This window comes from Larkinella sp. C7 (assembly GCF_006149005.1).
In the GTDB taxonomy this organism is placed as follows: domain Bacteria; phylum Bacteroidota; class Bacteroidia; order Cytophagales; family Spirosomataceae; genus Larkinella.
This window is the reverse complement of sequence record NZ_VBSL01000003.1, coordinates 180,743-204,070: the sequence shown is the minus strand read 5'-3', so window position 1 is coordinate 204,070 and position 23,328 is coordinate 180,743. Positions and strand designations below refer to the sequence as shown.

The following is a 23,328-nucleotide window of genomic DNA, read 5'->3' as shown; positions in this document are numbered from 1 at the left end:
GCGATCAGATCGGTAAAGGAACGGGTCACTGTTCGATGCCAGAGCCCGACAGCCCGTTCCCATTGATCAAAACCAATAACTATCGTATCATGAAAAACGCTTTATGGATGCCGTTTAATCGCCGGTGGCTGCCGGTACTGTTCCTCTTCGTAAGCACCTGTCTGCGTGCGCAGGTTGCCAACGTTTTCGATAAAACCATCGGCGGAAATGATTTTGACGAGGCCCGAATCATTCTTCCAACTGAAGGCGGGTTTCTTCTCGGCGGATCTTCCTCATCGGGGATCGGTGGTGATAAATCCGTCAACAATCTGGGGGCCTCGGATATTTGGATTGTCAAAATCGACGCCGATGGGAACAAGCTCTGGGATAAAGCCTACGGAGGAAGCGGTTATGATAATTTAAATACCATCGTGGCAACACCCGATGGCGGTTTTCTGCTGGGAGGAGGATCTGATTCCAACAAAGGGGGGGACAAATCGGAGGATGGACGGGGATACGGTGATTTCTGGGTCCTTAAGATCGACGCGAATGGGAACAAAAGCTGGGAAAAAACTTTTGGGGGCGAATTTCCGGAGGAGATTTCGGGTATTGCGGTTCTTCCGGACCATGCAGGGTATCTGTTAACAGGCACCTCCAGTTCTTCCCCCCATCTGGACCGAACGGCTCCTTTGAAAGGAGAAGGAGACTACTGGGTGATCCGGATCGATCTGGATGGAAATAAACTATGGGATAAAAGCTACGGCGGTCCTGCCTTTCAGGCGGTGTCAGGGATTGTTCCGACCTCAGACGGCCAGTTCGTGCTGGTGGGTTTGTCGTGGTCCAACGCGGGTGGCGACAAAACCGAAAACGTGCGCGGGACCAATACGGATTTTAGTGATTACTGGCTGGTCAAAATAGACGAAGATGGGACGAAAATCTGGGATAAAACCATCGGCGGGGACCGCGAAGACACGCCAGCGTCCGGGGTCGCTACGGCTGATGGCGGGGTGGTGGTGACCGGGGTTTCCTATTCCAACCAGGGTTTTGAAAAATCGGAGAATTCTTTCGGTTCTTCCGACTACTGGGTCGTCAGTGTCGATGCGAATGGAAACAAACGCTGGGACAAAACCCTGGGAGGGGCCAGTCAGGAAAACGGGCTCAACATCATCAAAACCGCCGATGACGGTTTTCTGGCCGGTGGCATGTCCCAATCGAACCGGAATGCGATCAAGTCGGAAAATAGCCGGGGAGACTGGGACTACTGGGTTGTTAAACTGGGCTCAGACGGTGCCTGGGTGTGGGATAAAACCCTGGGGGGGGCCGATGAGGACATTCTGTTCAGCGCTTGCCAAAGCGCCATCGGCAATTTTTATCTGCTGGGCCGATCCTATTCCAACGCCAGTGGGGATAAAACGGAAAATTCGAAAGGACTTACGGATTTCTGGTTAGTGGCTGTAAAGGAATCGGCCTGCACCACGCCAACCCTGACGTATACCTCCAATGGAACCGCGTCTCCCCTTGTGCAAAACACGCCGGGCGTCCTGCTTACGATGGAGGGTTGCGAAACCGGTCAGATCGCCTGGACGGGGCCGGATGGCCAGCGGGGAACCGGCCCCTTCATTCCGGTGCCGACGGCGGTAACCGGTCTCAGGACGTATTCGGTCACCTGTAGCCGGGGCAGTTGCCAGGCCACCATTACCCCGGCTCTGGAGATCGTTCACCCATCGGCGACGGGCTCGTTCGACGGCTATGTCTACGGTGCCGATTGCGGTACATTTCGGGGCTGGGCCTGGGATGGCAACAAACCCAATACGCCCGTTTCCGTCGAGATTCTGGATGGCCCCAATGTGATCGGGATGCTGACTGCCGGCGAATTTCGGCAGGATCTGCTCACGGCGGGCAAAGGAAATGGCCACCATGCGTTCATTTTTTCAATTCCGGAACAAATAAAAGACCGTAACCCACACAGTTTGTCGGCCCGCGTTCGGGGCAGTAGTTTCATCCTGAAGGGTTCGCCGAAAGCACTCACTTGTCGGACGGGTCGCGAACCGGAAAATAAGCCCCCGGTGCCCCCGACCCCAACCATTTTAATTACGCCCATCACGGCGCAGGTGGATGTCCCGTTCTCGGGAACCCTGGCGGCCTTTACGGACCCGGAAGGGGAAGATCTGCTTTTTTACACCCTGGATAATTTACCCGCCGGACTGGATTTCGACCCCTTCGACCGGATCATCAGCGGCACCCCCAAAGTGGCCGGAACGTTTGTATTGTCGTACCAGGCTTCCGATGATGCCCGAAACACGAACAGTGTCAGTTTCGTGTTTACGGTTCTGCCAACATCGGCGACCGCGGTAACAGGGAGTTTCGACGGCTATCTGGACAAGGTCGAGTGCGGCACCATCCGGGGCTGGGTCTGGGATCGGAACAAACCCAATACGCCACTGACCGTAGAATTTTACACGGGGGACACGGTTTTGGGCAGCACGGTGGCCAATATCTACCGCGACGATCTGAAAAATGCGGGCAAGGGCAACGGCGCTCATGCCTACAGTTTCACGGTACCGGCCGAGTTAAAAGACAACACGTCGCGGTTGGTGTATGGACGGGTACAGGGCAGCACCTATGTGTTGAAAGATTCGGGCAAACCGCTGCGTTGTCCTTCGGCGGCCCGGATGTCGGCCGAAACCGCTTCGCAGCTTGCGGTGACGGTGTTGGGCAACCCGGTTTCGGATCAGGTGGTGGTCGAAATCCGGGGGGCGGAAGGCCAGCCGCTCCGGTTGCAACTGACGGATGCCGGGGGGCGGCTGGTCGGCCAGCGACACATTGACGCGGCCCGGGTGGTTGAGTGGCAGCATTTACCGGTTCGTCAGCAACCGGCGGGGCTCCTGCTGTTACGCGTAACGAACGGATTGAAAAGCGTGGCAATCAAAGTGGTTAAGCACTAGCAGCGAAACGAACCATCAGCCGATGCAGCGACCGATCAGCCATTGTTTTCGCAGCGTCAGGATGAGTTGGTTGTACTCTTGCAGCAATAACGGTTTGGTCACAAACCCGTTTGCTCCCAATTCCAGAGCCCGCTGCTGATCGATGGTCTGGTTGGAGGTCGTCAGGATGACAACCGGCAGGCTATCATACTTTGGCTCCTTTCGAATCAGCGCCAGGGCTTCCAGGCCACCCATAACGGGCATGTTCAAATCTAACAACACCAGGGCGGGCAACAACTCGACCGCTGCCAGGGCATCCAGAAGTTCAACCCCATTCATGATGCTGTTAATCCGACACTCAGGGCTGTGGTGGCCAAAGACGTGCTGAATTAAAAACTGATCGTCTTCATCATCATCAACCACAAAAACACAGGGGGTTTCACAAACAGGATATTTCAAGGGCTATCGTTTAAATCTTGAGCAGCTACATAACTCTTTCCAGAGGGCAAAAATTCCCTGCCAGGGTAAGAAATCGTTCAGGATATAACCAGAATTCCCTTGGATTGTTCCCTCAATAACCGTTCCCAAAAAGCCGTATACTCGAACTGCGGGTTTTATCAAACACTTGGGCAGCCCTTCAGTTATGTTCTGATAAAAACCTACGAAAAGGAAAGCATGGAAACAAAGGGGCCAATTGTATTAATCGATGATGACGAAGATGATCACGAAATTTTAGTACCAATTCTTCAGCAGACCGCCCCCCATAATCCGGTTGTGGTTTTTACCCGGGGGCAAGACGCCATTGATTTTCTGCGTACCACGGACCAACGCCCTTTTCTGATCATCTCGGAAGTGACTATGCATACCATGACGGGCCTGGAGCTTCGGCGACAGATCGAGCAGGACAATGGCTTGCGCAAGCGGGCCATTCCTTTTATCTTTTTTACTCACCCGGTTTACAAGCATCTCGTCGAAGAGGCTTACGACCTGACTATTCAGGGTTTCTTCGAAAAAAAGAGCAATATGGCCGACATCACTACGCAACTGCAAGCCATTATCGACTACTGGTCAAACTGTCTGCACCCCAACCGGTTTGCCTCCCGGGACCTTTGAACCGGGTTGAATACAATTAGTCCCCCACAATCCCACCTGGATTTCCACGGCTGCCGCAGGAGACTTACGCGCCAATGTGCCGGGTGAAGCGCTCCGCTACTACGGATTCATCTAAACCCGCACCAGTGACGGGCGATGGTCAAATACCGGTCCGGTCCGCCTGTGAATGGCGCGGCCAGACCGGTATTTTTTTACAGAGCAATTTGCTAATCAGGAACAGTTGAAATAGAAAGTTGCAAATTAAACGATAAATTCTGCAAATTTTTTATCAAAAAAATGCTTTACAATGATCGTATTTTGCTATTAGGATGCGGAATCTGAATGTATTTTCGAATACCGCACCGACTACGCACCCTTCAACCCTGCCCGTATGAACCGCCGTCCGTTTCTCCGTCAGCGCCTGCGCGCTTCGATGAGAATTCCAGCCGACTTGCCCCCATTGCGCCTTAATGCGGTTCTCCACCAGTTTGAATCCGCCGATTTGTAGTGAACCAATAACCTAATTGACCCAATACCTTAAACCAATCAATCCATCCAGTATGAAGCGATCTATACGTTCTCTGATTTTGCAGTATGGCCGACCGATCGGTTGGCTGTGCCCCCTTCTCGGCCTTTGCCTGGCAACCGGGTCGGTGGTGGCGGCCCCGGCGGGAAGCGGCCCGTTGATCCACAGGTCGTCTGCCGCGGAGGAAACCATCACCGGCTCCGTGACCGACGAAACCGGCAAAGGACTCCCCGGCGTCAGCATTCAGGTGAAAGGCACCACGCGCGGCACCACAACCGACGCCGACGGAAAATACCGGATTGCCGTCGATCAGGGGGCAACGCTCGTCTTCTCGTTTATCGGTTATACCCTACAGGAAATTGTGGTGGGCGCGCAAACAACCATCAATGTGACCATGGCCCCCGACATGCAGGCCCTCAGCGAAGTCGTGGTGGTGGGGTACGGTACCCAGAAAAAAGTCAACCTGACGGGTTCGGTGGCCACGGTAACGGCCAAAAGCATCGAAAGCCGGCCGGTTACCAACGTTTCGTCGTCCCTCGCGGGTCTGGCGCCCGGGGTCTTTGTGCGGCAGTCGTCCGGAAAACCGGGTGCCGATGGTGCCACCATCCGGATTCGGGGAACCGGTACGCTCAACAACAGCGACGCGCTCGTCATCATCGACGGGGTGCAGGGCTCGATGGACGCCGTCAACCCGAACGACATCGAATCCATGTCGATCCTGAAAGATGCGGCTTCCGCTTCCATCTACGGATCTTTGGCCGCCAACGGCGTGATTCTGATCACGACGAAAAAAGGATCAGCCAAGAAAACGACCGTTACCTATACCGGCATCCTGTCGTCGGCCCGCCCGAGCAACGTCCCCGAATTCATTTCAGACTACGTTCGTTACATGCGGTTATTCAACGAAAGCAACCGGAACGTGGGTGTGGCAGAGGTGTATTCGGCCAACACGATCCAGACCTGGGAAAAAGCCAACAAAGACCCCAACGGCATCAGCGCGGGGGGCGTTCCCAACTATGTGGCCTATCCCAACACCGACTGGGCCAGTTGGGTATTCCGGAATGAAATTGTCCAGAACCACAACATTGCCGTCAGTGGCGGGGGCGAAAAATCGTTGTACAACATGTCGCTTGGCTACCTCGACAACCGGGGCGTGATGCAGAATACGGGCATCAAACGCTTCCAGCTTCGGGCCAACATCGAGTCAAAAGTTGCGAAGTTCCTCACCCTGGGGGCGCAAACATTTGCCTCGACGCAATCGGCCGGGAAAGCCAATACCGATCTGGCCTTTCAATATTTGTGGCAAACCAATCCCGGTATTTATCCCTACTACAACGGGAAATACGGTTTTCCGGTAGCCGTGGAGGAACCGACCACGGTCAACAACATCTTCTCGTATCTGGACGGCACCGGCGGGCTCGACCGCACCACGCGGTTCAATACCACCCTCTATGGCATCATAACCCTGGCCAAAGGGCTTACGCTGGAGCCGAAAGTCAACTACCAGACGCGGTTCAACGAAGGCAATTCCTACGCGCTGGCCGGGCCAGCCGAACGCTGGGATTTCTCGACCAACACCCTGAAAGTGCAGTTGACCCCCGCCGACCAGTTGACGACCGGTTATTCGTTCAACCGGGATTACCTGCTGACGCTGGACAACGTGCTGCGCTACAGCACGACGTTCGGGAGCGACCATGATTTTGGTGCCCTGGTCGGTTACAACCAATTCAACTTCCGGTATTACGATTTCAATGCCTCGAAACGCGGTTTGATCGACTACTCCACGACCACGCTGGGATCGGCGGGTGAAACCTCGAACACGGCGGGTGGCCAGGAATATAACCGCGCCATGCGTTCGTATTTCGGTCGGGTCAACTACGCGTACCAGTCGAAATACCTGTTTGAAGCCAATTTGCGGTACGACGGTTCGTCGCGTTTTGCACCGGAAAGCCGCTGGGGTGTCTTCCCCTCGTTCTCGGCCGGCTGGCGGCTCTCGGAAGAACCGTTCCTGCGCGGGCTGAACGAAAAAATTCAGGGCCTGAAACTGCGGGCATCCTGGGGTAAACTCGGGAACAACGGCGCGAACAATAACGTCATCTATGCCGCTGGGGCATCGGGCGATTACGACTACCAGGCGGTTTACGGCAAAGTCCCCTACTCATTCAACGGCGTTGCCACCACGGGGCTGGTGCAGGCCAAATACGCCAATCCGCTGCTGCTCTGGGAATCGACGAGCGTTACCGACATCGGTCTGGAAGGTGCCTTGTTCAAGGGCCGGATGAATTTCGAACTGGACTGGTACCACAAACTGACCGACGGTATTTTGACGACCCCGCCCATTTTCCTCACCGCCGGAACGAAAGCGGCTCCCACCCAGAACACGGCGGGCGTGCTCAACAAAGGGCTGGAGTTGACGCTGGGCTGGCGCGACAAAATTGGCGAAGTCGATTTTTCGGTGAGTGGCAACGTGGCGTATAACATCAACCGGGTGACGAATTACCGGGGTTCCCTGGTCGAAGGGTACACGACCGATGCCGCCGGTAATCAGGTGTATTCGTCCAACATTGGCCAGGTGTCGAGCGGGGGAGATACCCGCATTCTGGAAGGTCATCCGATCAATGAATATTACCTCCTGGATGTGTACAAGGGCGACGGCAGCCATTCCAATTCCGACGGAACGGTTAACATCAACGGCGGACCAACCGACGGCATGATCCGGACGCCCGAAGACCTGGCGTGGGTGCAGGCGATGATGGCCAAGGGGTATAAGTTCCAGCCGGTCGGCACGATCGGAAAAGGGCAATTGTACTACGGGGACCTGATTTATGCCGATGTCAACGGCGACGGCACCTACGGTAACAATTTCGACAAGCGGTTTTCGGGCGTAAGCAGCACCCCCCAATTTATCATGGGTCTTTCGCTCAGTGCATCCTGGCGCGGGTTCGATTTTTCGATGCTCTGGGCGGGTAGTGCCGGCATGAAATACCTGTATAACCAGACGGGGATCAACGGAACGCGTACGACGCTGACCAATTCGATCGGCACCCGGATCGCCGACGACCACTATTATTATAACGACGCCAACCCGAGCGACCCGGCCAACAACATCGGCGGCAAATTTCCGCGCCTGAAATACAACTCGGATAGTCAGACGAATATTCCCAGCAGCTACTGGTTGTATGACGCTTCCTACATCAAGCTGAAAAACCTGCAGATCGGCTACACGATTCCGACGGCCTGGGGTGCTAAAATCGGCATGAGCCGCGCCCGGGTGTTTTTGTCGGGCGAGAATGTCTTCATGATCACCAAGTATCCGGGTCTCGATCCGGAAGTGGGGGCCAACGTCTCCTACCCGACCATGAAACAGTATGCCGTGGGCCTGAACGTAACGTTTTAATCGACACCCTCCAAGACTATGAACTTCCTTCGATTGATAAAAACTATTGGCTATTCGGGCATCAACAAAACGGGCCTGGGCCTGATGATGGTGCTTAGCCTCGGCAGTTGCGAAAACGACCTGCTGGACACAACGCCCTACGGCTCGATCAGCTCGGCCAACATGTGGACGAGTGATAACCTGACCGACCTCGGCGTCACCGGGGTGTATAATGCCCTGCGCCTGGGCATCCAGACCGGGGGAGCGTCCGACCGGGAATTGTACCAGATGGACGGCATGGGATTTACTTCCTCGAGCCGCGGGGGCAACGACATGATCAATGCCACCTCAACCACGTCGAGCGGGCGGTTTCTGAACACCTGGAAAGAACTCTACGAAGGCGTCCACCGTGCCAACGACGCCATTGCCAACATCGGGACCAAGTCGCCCTCGGCGGCTGAAAAAAAGGCGCGGCTGATTGCGGAGTGTAAATTCCTGCGGGCGTATTTCTACCTCCGCCTGAACCAGCTCTATAAGGGCGTTCCGGTGTACCTCGAACCCGTTACCGTTCCCGAAATGAACCGTCCCCGCGAAACAGAAGCAAAGGTATGGGAAGTGGTGATTCAGGATTTGACCGATGCCATCAACGAACCGAACCTGCCGGCCAAATACGTGGCCAAGGCGGCTAATTATGGACACGTGACGAAGGGCGCGGCCTATGCGCTGCGGGGCAAAGCGTACCTCTACCAGAAAAAATACGCCGAAGCCGCGGCCGATTTTGCCAAAGTGAAAGAAGCCGGGTACAAACTCTTTGCCGACTACAGCAAACTCTTCAAGGAAGTCAACGAGCAGTCGGACGAAATGATTTTCTCGATCCAGCATACGGGCGTCGACACCTACGGTTCCACCACCCAGTGGTATTGCGGAACGCGTTCGTCGTTCGGTTCGTGCTGGAACAACTACTACGTTTCGACTTCGGTGGTGGACCTGTATGAAAACAAGGACGGTTCCAAATTCAACTGGGACGCCATCATTCCCGGCTACAGCAGCATGCCTGCCGATAAGCGCGAGGTGTTCTTTTACCGGAACGGACTGACCGCAGCCGAAATCACCACCGGCACCAACAAGGGCCTCAACATGGCCCTGTATTTGCCGAACGGCAACGAGGAGCGGATTGCGAAAGCCTACCAGAACCGCGACCCCCGCCTGCTCAGCAACGTGATTGTACCTTATGCGACCTACCTGGGCCGTCCGCAGAACGGCGCCGATCAGGTGTATACCAACCGCTGGCCATCGCGCAGCGAAACGCCCCCGGTGCTCGACTTATTCACCGATTCGCGGAGTCAGTTCTTTTACCTGCACCGCAAGTTCGTCTACGAAGGCTCGACCGAGTTGCTGAACCGCCAGTTTGGCCCGATCGACTTTCCGCTCATCCGCTACGCCGACGTACTACTGATGTGGGCCGAAGCGCTCAACGAGCAGAACAAAACGACGGAAGCCGTGGCGCTGGTGAACGAAGTACGCGCCCGCGCCGGGGTTGGTTTGCTGAATTCCTCGGCAGCCACGACGGTAGCCGGACAAGCCGATCTGCGTGAACGAATCCGCAACGAACGCCGGGTTGAGTTTGTCAACGAAGGCGTCAACTATTTCGACGAACTCCGCTGGGGATCGCTGAAAGACAAGGTGTTTACGCCGGGCAGCGGGGTGAACCAGATCTGGGGCAGCATCACCATTCCGTATACCTGGAAAGACAACATCACCGTCTGGCCCATTCCGCAAACGGAAATTGAAATGAATCCCAAACTGATCCAGAATCCCGGCTGGTAATCAATACCGTGAGAAAATCATCTTTCTTGCTTTCTCAAGTGGTCTTGTGCTACTAGTAGCACAAGACCACTCTCGTTTCTCAAAAGTAACAGGGATTGACTCATTTGTGACAGCCTTTTCTGGCGTTGATGCCGACCTTTGATTCATTCAAACAGAAACAAAAATCAAACGTCATACGCCATGAAAACGCTCATCAAATCCCTGCTCGTTGCCTTTACCCTGACCGCCGTAACCGTCTCGGCTTCCGTGGCTGACACCAACAAGCCCGCTGGAAAACCCAAAACCGCAGCCGCCTTCAAAAGCAGCATGTACAAAACGATGGAAGGCAAAATCCAGATTGCCCTGCAAAAAGAAACCGGCGGAACGGTGTTCGTTCGACTGACCAACAGCGCGGGCAAGGAGTTCTTCGTGCAGCAGTTCGGCAAACGCCAGGAAGCAGCCCGGGTGCGTCTGGATGTCAGTGCGTTACCCGACGGCGTCTATCAGGTCGCCATCAGCAACGGGGTCGAAACCACCACGCAGGAATTAACGCTGGCCACAAGCCCGCAGACCCAGGCGGCTTCCCGACTCGTCGCTATCAACTAAGCATGAACCCTACCTCCATAGACGGGAAAAGCCGACTCCGATTGGGTCGGTTTTTTCACGTTCGGGCAAAATTCCGGGCCGTACGCTCGCTATTCCCACATTTTCAGATCCCACACACCGGCTTGTCAGGTTAGCATGATAAAAAGAGAATAACTCCCTATTCACGCAACATTCACAGCTCATTTGAAAATGAAGAATCTACGTTTCGCTTCTGTGCTGGCCGGTCTGGCCGGATTAGCCTTCGCAAGTTCCTGCACCAAGGACCATCTCATTGATGCCAAAATTCCCGAAACCAACAAAGAACCCACGTCGGCCAGCATTCAGGGCAACGTCTTCGAACCCGCTTTGGTCGACGCCACCGACGCTCGCGTGGCACAACTGAAACTCCCCGCCGGTTTTAGCATCGCCAAGTTTGCCGACCAGCTCGGCAAACCCCGGATGCTGACCGTCAGTTCGTCGGGAAATGTGTACGTCACCAGCCGCGAAGCGGGGACGGTTACCCTTTTGCGCGATACCACGGGCGATGGAAAGGCCGATCTGAAACAGGTGGTCGCTACCATCAAAGCCGTGCATGGCCTTACCATTCACATGGATAAGATGTATCTGGTGACGGTGAAAGAAGTGTACCGGGCCGATCTGAATCCGGATGGCACGCTGGGTACACCGCAGCAACTCATCAACAACCTGCCCGACGGCGGTCAGCACCCGAACCGGACCATTGGCTTTGGTCCCGACGGTTTGATGTATATCACCGTTGGCAGTACCTGCAATGCCTGTGCCGAACCCAATGCTGAACACGCTACCATTCTGCGGGCCAATGCCGACGGCTCCAACCGCATCATTTATGCCAGCGGCTTGCGCAATACCATCGGTTTTGGCTGGCATCCCGAAACCAAAGAACTTTACGGTTTTGACCACGGCATTGACTGGCTCGGCGACGAACAACAGAAGGAAGAGCTGAACCAGATCAAACAGGGTGCTTTCTACGGCTGGCCGTACATTTACGGGGATGGCAACTACAATCCGCATCCCCGGCCGATGGGCGATACCACCTACGCACAAATCCTGGCCAAAACGACCTTACCGACACTCTCCTATGAGGCCCACGCGGCTCCCCTGGGTATGGTGTTCTACACGGGCGGCATCAACAGCTTCCCAGCGGACTATCAAAATGATGCCTTTGTGACAATGCGTGGCTCCTGGAACCGTTCACAACCGTCTGGTTATAAGGTGGTAAGAATCCACTTTGAAAATGGAAAACCGACCCGCATCGATGATTTCGTAACGGGTTTTCTGGTTAACAGCAACCAGGCGCAGTTTGGCCGCCCGGTCGGGATTGCAACGATGCCGGACGGCTCACTCCTGTTCACGGATGACAACAACGGGGTCATTTACCGGGTGATTTACAAGCCATAGAGCAAAAATCGGGTCGTTTTTATCTCAAAATTGCTCATCGAAATGGTATAAAGAAGTGATATCAAGACCACTTCTTTATACCATTCTTTTTATCTATTTACGAGGCATCGTAGGGAGCTGACGCGAAGAAAGCAAGATTCTATACCGGGTTTCCGTTTGAAGTTTCAGCCGGTCATACACCACATAATGGCTTGCTGAATTTTATGTAACTTCACCGACTCCGGAAGACAGGAATAGGCATATCCCAAAGCAAAATGAGGACCAATAAACCAGCAACTGTGTACGCACGAATTAAAACCACTCATAAACTACGAAATCCGCAGAAAAATCATCAACAAGCGACTTAACGCATTTTAATGGACATTCCGTCAAAACAAACCCGGGGTAGTAATGGTTAGATGCTGAAGATGTTTTTAAAATTTGTTCATTCATCAATTTATTCATTGAAACTATCCTGGCAAATCGCTACCAGACTGTTAATTACTGATGCAACCAACTTTTTCGCCTGAAGAAATCAACCGAATAAATGCGTTAAAAGCGTACCATATCCTTGATACGTTACCCGATAGTGATTACGATGCCATTACCGACCTGGCATCCCAAATCTGTAAAACGCCCATTTCCCTGATTAGCCTGATTGATGACAAAAGGCAGTGGTTTAAATCCAACCACGGGCTCGATGTCCGGGAAACACCGCGTGAACTGGCGTTTTGCACCTACGCCCTGCAAAATCCCCTGGAAACTTTTATCGTAACCGATTCCAGAAAAGATGAACGCTTCGTGGGCAATCCTCTGGTTACCGGTGAACCGCACGTCATTTTTTACGCGGGGGTCCCTCTCGTAGAGTCAAACGGTTATGCCCTCGGCTCGCTGTGTGTCATCGATCACGAACCGAAAGTGCTGGATGAACACCAACTGGGCGCGTTGAAGATGCTGGCGAAACAGGTGGTGAACCTGCTGGAGTTGAGAAAAGCGAACCATGAACTGAGGCAAAACGAAGAGCGTTTTCAAGTGCTGGTCAGCAACCTGGAGGAACAGGTTTACGAACGCACCCGCGAACTGGAAGAGGTTAACAAGGAATTGGCAGCTTCCAACAGAGAACTGCTGAAATCCAACGAGCGGTTGCTCCAATCGAACAATAGCCTGCAGGAGTTTGCGTATGTGGCGTCCCACGATCTGAAAGAACCGCTGCGCAAAATTCAGTCCTTCAGCAGCATGCTATCGGATCAGTACGGTTCGGTGCTGGAACCTGCCGGTCTGGACTTGTTGAACCGCATGAAGATGGCGGGCGAACGGATGTCTACGTTGATCACGGATCTGCTGAACCTCTCCCGTTTGTCGACCCAGCGGGAGGTCGACATTCCCGTTTCGCTCACGGCGCTGGTGAATCTGGTGGTGACGGACCTGGATGGTGTTATCTCGGAATTGGATGCAAAAGTCGACCTTGATCCGCTGCCGGTGGTGCTTGGCGATTCCCGTCAACTCCGGCAACTTTTCCAGAACCTGCTCAGCAATGCGCTCAAATTCCACAAGCCGTCAGCTCCCCCGCAAATCCAGATCAAAGCCCGCTGGATCGCCGGAGAAAATCTGCCGGATGGCGTTCAGACGCGTGGAAAAGCAATCGCCTATCATTGCATTGATGTTATCGACAATGGCATTGGTTTCGATGTCCGGTATGCGGAGCGAATTTTCCAGGTTTTTCAACGCCTTCATGGCCGGAAAGACTATGCCGGCACCGGAATTGGCCTGGCCATTTGTGATAAGGTGATCAAAAATCACGGCGGAGCCATTGTGGCCACCAGTCAGGTGGGTCAGGGAGCTACGTTCAGCGTTTTTTTACCCGTTTGAGTTTCCCATCGAGGGGCCTCCTGCAACCGGCCGAATCGTTACCAGGCTTAATCCTTCCACATTATAGACTCACTTTCAGCCATTTCAAAGTTTGCATCCCCCCGTAGGCCACCAGCAGACCAAGGAATGACCCAACACCACCCCAACCAATATCGGCCCAGCTAAAGTGCCGGTGTGGCATCGCGATCTGTCCCGCTTCCGCAATGGCAGCAATACCGGTGAGACCCACCAGGGTTGCCAACCACCAAACCGAAGACTTCTGTAAACGAAAGAGCCAGACACCCGTGATCAGCCCTAAAAAGACGAAGGGAACCGCCGTGCGTAAATCGCCATTGGCCCGGGCGTCGGTCCAGTTCGCAATCCAATCCGGAACAAACCAGACCAACCCCATATCCGGATTCGGAACCCAACTCAAGTAAAACACCAGGCCAATGCCAAGCGCAACCAATAGAAAGACAACCCGCATACGTTCAAATGAAATTTACGATGAATGTAGGCGGTATATTTTACTTTTCCATTCCCGGTGCATCGCGAATTGGTCCAGTCAAAGAAAAGGCTGGTAAAGTACCATCGGTTTTGGATGGGAACACGGATTGAACGGATCGAGCGGATTTACACAGATTAAACTAAAAATCCGTTTTTTGATCCGTTTCATCCGCCCAATCCGCGTTCCCATTTTCGTTACAGGTGATGTCACTCTTCCAGCACCTTCGCCAGCACCTGTTGAATTTCGTGATTCTCGTGCGAATGCTCCATTTTCCCCAACCGCCCGTTCAGTTCTTTCAGCACTTTTTTGGAGTCATTTGAACCAATGGCACCGATGCGTTGAACGGCATACGGCATGATTTTTGGAAGTTTGGCTTTCTCGGCCATCTGCAACAGCCGTTTGGCATCCACAATGGCCAGCGGTTCGGCGGCATACCACACCATCAGCGGCAGGTTAGGATCGTCTTTATCCTCGGTTTTCTGAACCAGGGCTTCCAGCACGTTCCACCGCTGCGCCGGTTCCAGACGCAGCATCGCCGAGGTCAGGTAAAGTCGTACCAGGGCCGAATTGTCATTCTGGGCCAGGGCCGCAAAGCGCTTCAGGGTTTCCGGCGATACGGTTTTGTCTTCCGCCAGGAGTTGAATCGCCCAGCTCCGGACGTATTCGCTCTCGTTGGCAAGCAGGTCTGCCAGCTCTTTTTCGGTCAGCCCCTTCGTTACGTGCAACGCCCACAGCGCCCGGAGTTTCCGGGTCGCATCGGGATTTTTAGCCAGTATTTCCTTCAGGGCTTTGTGGACCTTCTTGTTGGGGCCGCGCTCCTGCAAAATCGTACGTGCCTGTCTGACATACCACTCATTCGGATTGAGCTGCTGATTCACCAGTTCCAGATCCGACGCTTTTGACAGATCGACCTGCACCCATTTGTCATTTTCGTGGGTAATCTTGAAAATCCGGCCCATTGTTTTGTTGTGCACATCCGGGTTTGCACTGTGACACTGGTTCTTATCGTACCAGTCGATGGCAAAAACCGAACCGCTGGGGTCGTATTTCATATTCAGCCATTGTGACCACGAATCGTTCATGGCCAGAAAATCCGGTTTGTGTTTCACCAGGTAGCCCGATCCGGACCGGGTCGGATGATCCTGGTTTAGCCGGGCCCCGTTGATGTTGTTCATAAAAATATCGTTGCGGTATTCCTGCGGCCAGCTATGGCCGAGGTAGATCATGGCCCCGGCATGGGCGTGCCCCCCTCCCGCTGCTGCCGACCGGAAATTACCGGCATGAGGTCCCCGTTTGCCCAGCCAGTGCACGTGATCGGCGTGGGTTTTGATATCGTCGTAGGTATACGGGTTGAAATGTTTGCCGGCCTGCCGGAAATACCGCCCGCCCTGAATCATGTGATACATGTGCGGAATGACGCAGGCCGTGATGAAGGCATGGCCGTAGTCGTTGAAGTCGATACCCCAGGGATTGCTGGTTCCTTCGGCAAACAGTTCAAACTGGTGGTTGGTCGGATGATACCGCCAGACCCCGGCGTTCAGTTTGGTCCGCTCCGAATCCGGTGCACCCGGTTTTCCGACGTTAGAATGCGTAAACACGCCGTGGTTGCCATACAGCCAGCCATCGGGTCCCCAGCGCAGGCTGTTGAGGGTTTCGTGGGTATCCTGCGTGCCCCAGCCGTCGAGCAGTTTCTGGGCCGGGCCGGTTGGTTTATCGGTTTTGAAATCCGCCGGAATAAACAGCAGATAAGGAGCCGCCCCCAGCCACACACCCCCCATACCCACTTCCATCCCGCTGACGAGGTTCAGTCCTTCGGCAAAAACTTTTTTCTTATCCAGCGTTCCGTCGCCGTTGGTGTCTTCAAAAATCAGGATGCGGTCACGGCCCTGGCCTTCGGGTGCCGGAATCGGATACGTGTGTGATTCGACCACCCAAAGCCGCCCCCGCCAGTCGATGGTGAAACAAATGGGTTTGATGATGTCGGGTTCAGAAGCCGCCAGCGTAATCTTAAATCCTTTCGGCAGGGTCATCACCTTAGCGGCTTCCGTACCGGAAAGGCCGGCGTGGAGGACGGGATCGAGGGGCGGCAGAATGATGATGTCCTTCTGATCCAGCTCGTTTGGGAAGTTGGGGCGGGTGGGATAAAACAGAAATTCATCAAAATTGATGTGTGCCCACTTGTCGTTCGGAATGTACGGAATCTGGGAAATACCGGTTTCGTTGTCGATGATCCGAATGAAAATATCCTGGTTCAGATATGGTTGCAGATCCACAACGGCGGGTTGAAGCGTGGCCCGACCCTGTCCGGTAATGTGGTAAATGACCTGGTTGGTCCCCGCCTGAACGAGTTCGACGCGTGTATCCTGCAACGCCCCGCCCGACACCCGGAAAGCCGCAAACGGCTGGGTCACTTTAAACGGTACGGAAGTCAGCGTCCCGGTTTGTTTGAAGTTCACCGTTCCCCCGCTGCTCAGGAAATATTTCCCTTCAAAACCGATGTTCATTTCCTTTTCATGTACCGGCGACGGATCGGCGTTCACGAGCGGGTTGGCAAACGCGTCGCCCGTAGCCGTCCAGTCTTTCAGCGTTCCCGTCTCGAAGTTCAGGTTGAGCGGCTGGCCGTCTTTCATCGGCACCTGCCCGGCAATGGTGGCGTCCGAAATCACGCCCTCCACCACCTCGATGGCCCCCACCATCCCGGCGGCCCGGTGGCCCGGAACGGAACAATAATACGTATCATTCTGACCAGCCGTAAATACGATGCTGGTGCTGGACCCTTTTTCGAGGATCGTCTTGCTTTTCAGCTTGAGTTTTTCCAGCGCAATGTCGTGCGTCATGGTCTCCCCGTTGGTGATCGTAATGCGAACCCGGTCGCCTTTGTTGGCCCGTAAAGTGGGATTTCGCGCGCCGTTCTTACTGAAAAAACCGGTCATGTTCGCTTCCAGGGCATAATCGCGGTCAATCTTCGTGGTGTCCTGAATGGATGGGTGGGGAGAAATTCGTGCCGTTGGATCCGTTTGGGTTATGGCAAGAATGGCAAAAACGAAAGGGATGAACAACAGGAGTTTGTACATGGGAACAAATCATAAGGGTCTAGGAATCTATACGTTAAAATTAGGAGAAAATCCAATGTCTCCAACGTTCTGTCTACACCAAATTTAGGCCCGTTGAAACAAAATCAGCCTGTTGACTTCCTCTGTAACCAAACAGAATCTATGAAGCCCAACAACAGGAATGAAAAAATATATAGAAATAATCTTATTTTCGTTAATTGGTAGAGAACATGGGCACGGTGTTTCCCGCAAAATTTAATCTATACAGGATATGAAATGGTCATTTGTTATTCAGCAAAAAATGAAGGCAGCGCTCCTTCTGAGCGGAATCATGGTATTGATTATCCTGAGCACATTTCTTTCCCGCAGCAACATCAATGACATCGATAAATCCTTCTCTTCCATCTACCAGGACCGGCTTGTTCCGGCAGTCGATATGGTTCATTTAATCGAAAATCTGTACATCAAACGGCTTTTGGTGGAGAAGCATCTCATGGCAACAACGACCTCCACCCCGGCCGAAATCAAAGCCCAACTTAAAACACAAAACCAGTCGATCGATTCACTCATCCGGAATTATGAAAAGACCTTTCTGATTACGGAAGAAGCCAAAAGCCTGCACACTTTTAAAAACCGGGTTAGTGACTATGCGATACTCGAAAACCGTATTCTTCACCTGAGCGAATCCGGAAATAAAGAAGCGGGCAGTGAATTATTCAACGGCAAAGGCTCCCAAACGTTTCAACGGGCCATTGCGTGCCTGAATGAACTAACACAAATTCAATATACTGAGGGTCAGAGTCTTGTTAAGGAATCAAAAACAGAATCCTCACAATTCAACCTCATCTCATCTCTCCAGATTGCCGTCGCTATTGTGATCGGTTTGCTGATCCTGGGCCTGATTCATAATTCTAAAATCATCCAGCAGGACCGGCAACCTTTTCATTTAAATTAGTTACAATCGGTTTTATATACAAACAATAACACCCTAGTCTAAAAAAATAAACCGCCCCTGGCAAGCGTATATCTTTTCAAAAAAAGTAACTTCCCCGGCAAAATTACCTCGAACAAATCCTGCGAACGAAAGTTGTGATCAATGTTGAGGAACGCATTTTTTTCTGTCACAATGATCAAATTGGGGTTTTATGTACTGGGAGCCGTACTGCTACTGGCTTGTGGAGGAGATCATACGTCATCCGGTGCACCCTCAACCCCTTCTTCCGAAAGACGCCAGGCAAAGACTAAACCCGCCGAAAAACCGCCGACTCCGGCTCAACAACTGGCGCTTTATCTCAACAAATTTCAATTTTATAATGGCCAGCGGGCAAACCAGTTCGAGGCTCACCACTATTGCAGTACGCTCAGCGAAGACCTGACGCAATGCGCCATTTTTGACGGCAGCGGAACGAATGCCAAATTGATGGGCGTGGAATACGTCATTTCGGAGCGCCTGTTTAAAACCCTGCCGGACGATGAAAAAAAACTCTGGCACAGCTACCGCTACGACGTGAAAAGCGGGATGCTGGTGGCCCCCGGTTTAAGCCCAAAGGCCGAACACGATCTGATGAGCACGCTGGTTACGCGGTATGGCAAAACCTGGCAACTGTGGCACACCGAGCAGGACTCGACGCTCCCCTTCGGCGGCCCGGCGCTGGTGATGGACTTTACGAGGGACGGCCAGATCGACCCCGGCCTGCTGCAAACCCGTGATCAACGTTTGCATGTTTCGTCGGCCGAAAAGCGGCAATTGCGGTCTGACATCCTGGGACGCCCGCCCGTTTCGGGGGCCGACGCCTGGCAAAACGGCCCCGGCATCCAGCTTCCGGCGCTTACCCGACGAAATTACCCCCATCTTCAAAAAGATACCCTCCGGTAATTTTTTTCTTCTTTACTTTGTCGGGGACTGCGTTTCTGACGCATCGCCTGACCATCTATTCCTACGCATGGCGGATTGAGTTCCGCCCAACAGAATGAATCTTGGCATTGAAATTGGCGGTACTAAACTGCAACTCGTAGCGGGTGAAGCAACCACCCTTCGGCACCATTTCCGGTTTACGGTCGATAAGTCCCGCGGGGCCACCGGTATTTTAGCCCACATCGACGACACCCTAAAGCAACTTTCCGAACCCATTCAAACCATTGGCGTCGGGTTCGGCGGCCCGGTCGACACCCAAACCGGTCGGATCGCTACTTCCCACCAGATTGAAGGCTGGGCCGGTTTTGGCCTGGGCGAGTGGCTGCGGCAGCGGACAGCGGCCCCGCGGATTCGGGTGGAAAACGACGCCAATGTGGCGGCCCTCGGTGAGGCCCTGCACGGCGCCGGGCGCACCTTCCGACAGGTTTTCTACGTAACACTCGGTAGTGGTGTTGGGGGTGGCCTGGTGATCGACGGGCAAATTTACCACGGAATGCCACCGGGCGAAACCGAAATCGGTCACCTTCGGCTCGATAAAACCGGCACCACCCTGGAGTCGGTCTGCTCCGGCTGGGCTGTCGACCGCGAAATCCGCGAAGCGCTGACCAATCTGCCATCAGACTCGATTCTAAGGCAAGTGGTTGGTCCGGCCCAAACGGGTGAAGCCCGGTTTTTACGGGAAGCATTCGACCGGGGCGACCCGACGGCCCAGCGAATCTTCGGGCGACTGGCCGACGATCTGGCGTTTGGGCTCTCGCACGTCGTGCATCTGTTGCATCCGGACGTCATCGTGCTGGGCGGTGGCCTGTCGCTGACCGGTGAACCGCTGCGGTCGGCGGTCGAGAAACGATTGCCGGCCTACCTGATGGGTGCTTTTCAACCCGGCCCGGCGGTTCGGCTGGCGGAATTGGGCGAAAATACCGTGCCGATTGGCGCGTTGAGTTTATAAATGAATAACCGGACGTTCGTTCGGTTCGACCACCCTCTACTATTTCAATCTTATACTTGGTATGCAAACGTATTTTGAACAGTATCTTGTTCACCACCAGGCGGCCATCGACTCCATTCCGGTCGGGCGCGTGGAGCGCATCGTCAAACTGCTGAAAACCTGCTGGGAAGAAGACCGCCAGTTTTTCGTTTTTGGCAACGGCGGCAGTGCGGCCAATGCTTCCCATTTCATTACGGATCTGGGAAAAGGCGCTTCTGACCGGCTCGGCAAGCGGTTTCGCTGCCTGTCGCTGAACGACAATACCGCCTGGATCACGGCCCTCGGCAACGATTATTCCTACGATGACGTGTTTGTAGGGCAGTTGCAAAATTACGCCCGCCCCGGTGATCTGGTGTTGACGATGAGTGTCAGCGGCAGTTCGCCCAACCTGGTGAAAGCCGTTCAGTGGGCCAATGAGCACGAACTCACGACGGTGGCCCTCGTCGGCGGCAAACGCGGCACCCTCGCCGACCTCGCCCACGAAGTGATCGCCATCGACTCGGTTCACTACGGCCGCGTGGAAGACGCCCACATGACGATCTGCCACATGCTGTGTTACGCGTTTATGGAGAACTCCATTTGAGTTATGAGTTATGAGTTAAGAATGAAGAGATATAGATTGCATTGCGTCAACCAACCGCGTGAACGGCCCCGTTTTCATTCTTAACTCATAACTCTTAACTGTATCTGTCATTCCGCCACGGGTAAGCCGTATTAGAATAACCGCGTTCTTCCCAGAAACCCAGGCGATTACCGGCCATAAACTCGATTCGTTTGATCCATTTGGAGCCTTTCCAGGCGTAAAGCTGGGGTGTAATCATGCGAACCGGCCCGCCGTGTTCGAGGGGAAGCGGCTCACCCTCAACGGTATGAACCAGCAGGACGTCGGATTTGAGGGCTTCTTCCAGTGCGATGTTGGTCGAATACCCATCAAAACCGTAGCACATGACGTGCGTGGCGGTTTCTTTCGGCATCACCAGCGCAGCCAGATCCGCAAACCGGACGCCCACCCACGGCACATCCAGCTTCGACCAGGTCGTTACGCAGTGAAAATCACTTACATCCTCCGTTTGGGGCAACGCCATGAAATCTGCCCATTTCAGCCGAACCGGCTGTTCAACTTCCCCATCGATGGCCAACTGCCACTTGTCCAGCGGAATGTTTGGTTGGTAGCCCAGGTCGAGAACCGGCCATTTTTTCGTAACCGTCTGGCTTTTTGGTATCTTCGGCATCCCGTGGCGGTTCGGCGGACCAGACCCCAGCGGTTTTTCGTCGGTCATCGACGGGGTATTCTGAATGGCTTCCTCAAACCGGCGTTTCAGCTTCATGCGGGCGTCGATGATGCGGTCGAGTTTATCAGCATTCGGGGCGGTTTCGTTCGGCTCCATGCGTTTTTAGTTTGATGAATAACGGCCCGTATGCCGTTCTGGTTTATAGACAAAAAAAGCAACTGAAACCATCATGGAGCCGTTAAGCCGCCGACAACACGGTTTTTTGCTGCTGATTCTGGTCCCGCTTCTGGCAACGATCGCGTCGCACGTCGTTTTTTACCGGCATTTTCCGTGGCAGTCGGCGTATCGTTTTCCGACTGCTTACTTTCTGACGGTTGCCACGGTCATGCTGTCGTGCTGGTCGGTCAATATACTGATTTTTCGGCATTTCGACCGCCGTATGCCATTTTCCTACAACCCTGCCCGACGCATCGGGCGGCAATTTGTGGTGGGCGGTTTGGCCACGCTGCTGACGTTTTCGGTTGTTTTCCCTTGCGCCATCCGGCTGTATTCCGGTTTCTGGCCCAATTCGGTTCAACTTACGTCCGGTATTTTTGTCTGCCTCACCATCGCCACGCTGGTCAATGGCGGCTACGTCGGGCTGTATCTGCTTCAGGCATTCCGGCTCGAAAAACAGTCGGCGACGGAAGCCATCAACCTCGAATTAAACCACTTGCAGCCGCCTGTTCAACCGGTTTGGGATTCCGTCCTTTTGATCGACGCCGGTTCCCGCCAGTTCAGGTTGCGCCCCGGCGAAATCGCCTATTTCTTCTCGACACAGGGCGTGGTTCTGCTGGTCAAAACCGATGGGCAGCAACTGACCACGAATTACAACGCCTTTTCCCGGCTGGAAAGTTTACTCCCTGAAGGCCATTTTTTCCAGTTGAACCGCCAGTTTATCGTGTCGCTGTCGGCCATCCGAGCGGTGCAGGACGACAGCAACCGCAAGCTCCGGGTGACGCTGGCCCCGGCTTTGCACCGGAACCAGCCCGAAGAAACCGTAACGGTCAGCCGCTACCGGAACGCGGAGTTTAAGAAGTGGCTGCAACAGGTGGCCGCTGGTTGACCCCTCATCCCCGGTTTCCGTACCATTCGTTGAATTGGATTCGAAAACCGTTCCAAAAACCGTCTTTGCGGCCTTGTTTTGCAACATCCAACGACATAGCTGTCAACAACAATGGTACGCAATCTTTCACACCTTTCCGACAATCCGCCCCTCTGGCTGAGCCTCTGTTTTGGCGGAATTCTGATTATCACCTTAGCGGTTTTCTATACCGCTCTTCGCAAAGCCGCTCCGACCAGGGCTGGTCTTATCTTGATGAGTATGATCCTCTGGCTGATGGTTTTGCTGGTGCTGGCCCAACGTCAGTTTTTCCTGAACATCGACGCTGTGCCGCCCCGGTTCCTGCTCATGATTGGCCCACCGCTGCTGATCATCCTGGGGTTGTTTCTCACGAAACCCGGACGCATTTTTCTGGATCAGTTGCCACTTCCAACGCTGACGCACCTGAACACGATCCGGATTCCGGTGGAGTTGACTTTGTACGGTTTATTCGTTTCCCAGCAAATTCCGGAAGTCATGACGTTCGAGGGACGAAATTTTGATATCCTGGCGGGCGTCACCGCGCCATTGGCCGGTTACTGGGCTTCAAAAAACCGACCAGCCGACTACCGGAAATTGCTGTTCTGGAACTTCCTGGCTTTGGTTCTCCTGATCAATATTGTCGGTCATGCCATCGCATCCGCCCCCACTCCCTTTCAGCAACTGGCCTTCGATCAACCCAACGTTGGCGTATTGAAATTTCCGTTTGTCGGGTTGCCCGGCCTGGTGGTTCCGGTGGTTTTGTTCGGGCATCTGGTTTCGATCCGGCAATTGATCAGAAAAATGAAGAAGGCATCACCCATCATTGCCTTTTAAACCGGCCAAAAATGCCGTTAGGCATGACCACTTTGAAGAAAAGATGGTCTCGATCAGAAATGCCGTTAGGCATGGCCATTTTGTAGCAGAAGCCTGGAAGAAAAACGTACAAGTTCCGTAGGA

17 protein-coding genes are annotated in these 23,328 nt (G+C 53.9%); 13 read left to right on the top strand and 4 right to left on the bottom strand.

All coding sequences use genetic code 11. The annotated features are described in order from the left end of the window. Positions 1 to 89 precede the first annotated feature (89 nt). Complete coding sequence (locus FH871_RS09230; protein ID WP_138991158.1) at positions 90 to 2,924, top strand: Ig domain-containing protein; 2,835 nt, start codon at positions 90 to 92, stop codon at positions 2,922 to 2,924. Positions 2,925 to 2,939: 15 nt separating this feature from the next. On the opposite strand, the gene FH871_RS09225 is transcribed toward FH871_RS09230, so the two are convergent. Next, on the bottom strand, positions 2,940 to 3,362 hold the full coding sequence (locus FH871_RS09225) for a response regulator (protein WP_138991157.1): 423 nt from the start codon (positions 3,360 to 3,362) through the stop codon (positions 2,940 to 2,942). A 216-nt stretch (positions 3,363 to 3,578) separates the two neighbouring features. On the opposite strand from FH871_RS09225, the gene FH871_RS09220 reads away from it, so the two are divergent. The 6 genes from FH871_RS09220 to FH871_RS09195 all read left to right on the top strand — a co-directional run bounded on the left by FH871_RS09220 (position 3,579) and on the right by FH871_RS09195 (position 13,573). Then, a complete protein-coding gene (locus FH871_RS09220) occupies positions 3,579 to 4,016 on the top strand; it encodes a response regulator (RefSeq protein WP_138991156.1) in 438 nt (145 codons plus the stop codon). Positions 4,017 to 4,555: 539 nt separating this feature from the next. Then, positions 4,556 to 7,918 carry a TonB-dependent receptor gene (locus FH871_RS09215; RefSeq protein ID WP_138991155.1) on the top strand — a complete coding sequence of 1,121 codons (3,363 nt, stop codon included), beginning with the start codon at positions 4,556 to 4,558 and terminating at the stop codon, positions 7,916 to 7,918. An 18-nt stretch (positions 7,919 to 7,936) separates the two neighbouring features. Then, positions 7,937 to 9,724 (top strand): RagB/SusD family nutrient uptake outer membrane protein, encoded by a 1,788-nt coding sequence (locus FH871_RS09210; RefSeq protein WP_212768209.1) that lies wholly within the window; start codon positions 7,937 to 7,939, stop codon positions 9,722 to 9,724. A 180-nt stretch (positions 9,725 to 9,904) separates the two neighbouring features. Further along, complete coding sequence (locus FH871_RS09205; protein WP_138991154.1) at positions 9,905 to 10,309, top strand: T9SS type A sorting domain-containing protein; 405 nt, start codon at positions 9,905 to 9,907, stop codon at positions 10,307 to 10,309. A 189-nt stretch (positions 10,310 to 10,498) separates the two neighbouring features. Continuing rightward, positions 10,499 to 11,725, top strand: coding sequence for a sorbosone dehydrogenase family protein (locus FH871_RS09200; RefSeq protein ID WP_138991153.1), 1,227 nt, complete (start codon positions 10,499 to 10,501; stop codon positions 11,723 to 11,725). A 486-nt stretch (positions 11,726 to 12,211) separates the two neighbouring features. Further along, on the top strand, positions 12,212 to 13,573 hold the full coding sequence (locus FH871_RS09195; protein ID WP_138991152.1) for an ATP-binding protein: 1,362 nt from the start codon (positions 12,212 to 12,214) through the stop codon (positions 13,571 to 13,573). Positions 13,574 to 13,634: 61 nt separating this feature from the next. Here FH871_RS09195 and FH871_RS09190 read toward each other — a convergent pair whose 3' ends face one another. Together FH871_RS09190 and FH871_RS09185 are read right to left on the bottom strand one after the other, a co-directional pair. Next, positions 13,635 to 14,039: a hypothetical protein gene (locus FH871_RS09190; protein WP_138991151.1), complete on the bottom strand. Its 405-nt coding sequence runs from the start codon at positions 14,037 to 14,039 to the stop codon at positions 13,635 to 13,637. A 227-nt stretch (positions 14,040 to 14,266) separates the two neighbouring features. Continuing rightward, positions 14,267 to 17,134 carry a PVC-type heme-binding CxxCH protein gene (locus FH871_RS09185; RefSeq protein WP_138991150.1) on the bottom strand — a complete coding sequence of 956 codons (2,868 nt, stop codon included), beginning with the start codon at positions 17,132 to 17,134 and terminating at the stop codon, positions 14,267 to 14,269. A 250-nt stretch (positions 17,135 to 17,384) separates the two neighbouring features. Here FH871_RS09185 and FH871_RS09180 point away from each other — a divergent pair, with 250 nt between their 5' ends. From FH871_RS09180 to FH871_RS09165, 4 genes are all read left to right on the top strand, one after another. Continuing rightward, complete coding sequence (locus tag FH871_RS09180) at positions 17,385 to 18,068, top strand: MCP four helix bundle domain-containing protein (protein WP_138991149.1); 684 nt, start codon at positions 17,385 to 17,387, stop codon at positions 18,066 to 18,068. 171 nt (positions 18,069 to 18,239) lie between these two features. Next, the gene (locus FH871_RS09175) at positions 18,240 to 18,989 is read left to right on the top strand and encodes an OBAP family protein (RefSeq protein ID WP_138991148.1); all 750 of its coding nucleotides are present in this window, start codon (positions 18,240 to 18,242) and stop codon (positions 18,987 to 18,989) included. A 94-nt stretch (positions 18,990 to 19,083) separates the two neighbouring features. Further along, positions 19,084 to 19,977, top strand: coding sequence for an ROK family protein (locus FH871_RS09170; protein WP_138991147.1), 894 nt, complete (start codon positions 19,084 to 19,086; stop codon positions 19,975 to 19,977). Between the two features lie 61 nt (positions 19,978 to 20,038). After that, on the top strand, positions 20,039 to 20,599 hold the full coding sequence (locus FH871_RS09165) for an SIS domain-containing protein (RefSeq protein ID WP_138991146.1): 561 nt from the start codon (positions 20,039 to 20,041) through the stop codon (positions 20,597 to 20,599). 94 nt (positions 20,600 to 20,693) lie between these two features. Here the strand turns inward: FH871_RS09165 and FH871_RS09160 are convergent, their stop codons facing one another. Beyond that, positions 20,694 to 21,404, bottom strand: coding sequence for a sulfite oxidase-like oxidoreductase (locus FH871_RS09160; RefSeq protein ID WP_138991145.1), 711 nt, complete (start codon positions 21,402 to 21,404; stop codon positions 20,694 to 20,696). Between the two features lie 73 nt (positions 21,405 to 21,477). Between FH871_RS09160 and FH871_RS09155 the strand changes: the two genes are divergently transcribed. Both FH871_RS09155 and FH871_RS09150 read left to right on the top strand, forming a co-directional pair. Then, positions 21,478 to 22,353, top strand: coding sequence for a LytTR family DNA-binding domain-containing protein (locus FH871_RS09155; RefSeq protein ID WP_138991144.1), 876 nt, complete (start codon positions 21,478 to 21,480; stop codon positions 22,351 to 22,353). A 111-nt stretch (positions 22,354 to 22,464) separates the two neighbouring features. Beyond that, positions 22,465 to 23,205, top strand: a complete 741-nt coding sequence (locus FH871_RS09150; protein ID WP_138991143.1) for a hypothetical protein — start codon at positions 22,465 to 22,467, stop codon at positions 23,203 to 23,205. The last annotated feature ends 123 nt before the right edge of the window (positions 23,206 to 23,328 follow it).

Coding starts and splice junctions, on each gene's coding strand:
- FH871_RS09230 (WP_138991158.1), top strand. CDS start 90: ATGAAAAACGCTTTATGGATGCCGTTTAATCGCCGGTGGCTGCCGGTA.
- FH871_RS09220 (WP_138991156.1), top strand. CDS start 3,579: ATGGAAACAAAGGGGCCAATTGTATTAATCGATGATGACGAAGATGAT.
- FH871_RS09215 (WP_138991155.1), top strand. CDS start 4,556: ATGAAGCGATCTATACGTTCTCTGATTTTGCAGTATGGCCGACCGATC.
- FH871_RS09210 (WP_212768209.1), top strand. CDS start 7,937: ATGAACTTCCTTCGATTGATAAAAACTATTGGCTATTCGGGCATCAAC.
- FH871_RS09205 (WP_138991154.1), top strand. CDS start 9,905: ATGAAAACGCTCATCAAATCCCTGCTCGTTGCCTTTACCCTGACCGCC.
- FH871_RS09200 (WP_138991153.1), top strand. CDS start 10,499: ATGAAGAATCTACGTTTCGCTTCTGTGCTGGCCGGTCTGGCCGGATTA.
- FH871_RS09195 (WP_138991152.1), top strand. CDS start 12,212: ATGCAACCAACTTTTTCGCCTGAAGAAATCAACCGAATAAATGCGTTA.
- FH871_RS09190 (WP_138991151.1), bottom strand. CDS start 14,039: ATGCGGGTTGTCTTTCTATTGGTTGCGCTTGGCATTGGCCTGGTGTTT.
- FH871_RS09185 (WP_138991150.1), bottom strand. CDS start 17,134: ATGTACAAACTCCTGTTGTTCATCCCTTTCGTTTTTGCCATTCTTGCC.
- FH871_RS09180 (WP_138991149.1), top strand. CDS start 17,385: ATGAAATGGTCATTTGTTATTCAGCAAAAAATGAAGGCAGCGCTCCTT.
- FH871_RS09175 (WP_138991148.1), top strand. CDS start 18,240: ATGATCAAATTGGGGTTTTATGTACTGGGAGCCGTACTGCTACTGGCT.
- FH871_RS09170 (WP_138991147.1), top strand. CDS start 19,084: ATGAATCTTGGCATTGAAATTGGCGGTACTAAACTGCAACTCGTAGCG.
- FH871_RS09165 (WP_138991146.1), top strand. CDS start 20,039: ATGCAAACGTATTTTGAACAGTATCTTGTTCACCACCAGGCGGCCATC.
- FH871_RS09160 (WP_138991145.1), bottom strand. CDS start 21,404: ATGGAGCCGAACGAAACCGCCCCGAATGCTGATAAACTCGACCGCATC.
- FH871_RS09155 (WP_138991144.1), top strand. CDS start 21,478: ATGGAGCCGTTAAGCCGCCGACAACACGGTTTTTTGCTGCTGATTCTG.
- FH871_RS09150 (WP_138991143.1), top strand. CDS start 22,465: ATGGTACGCAATCTTTCACACCTTTCCGACAATCCGCCCCTCTGGCTG.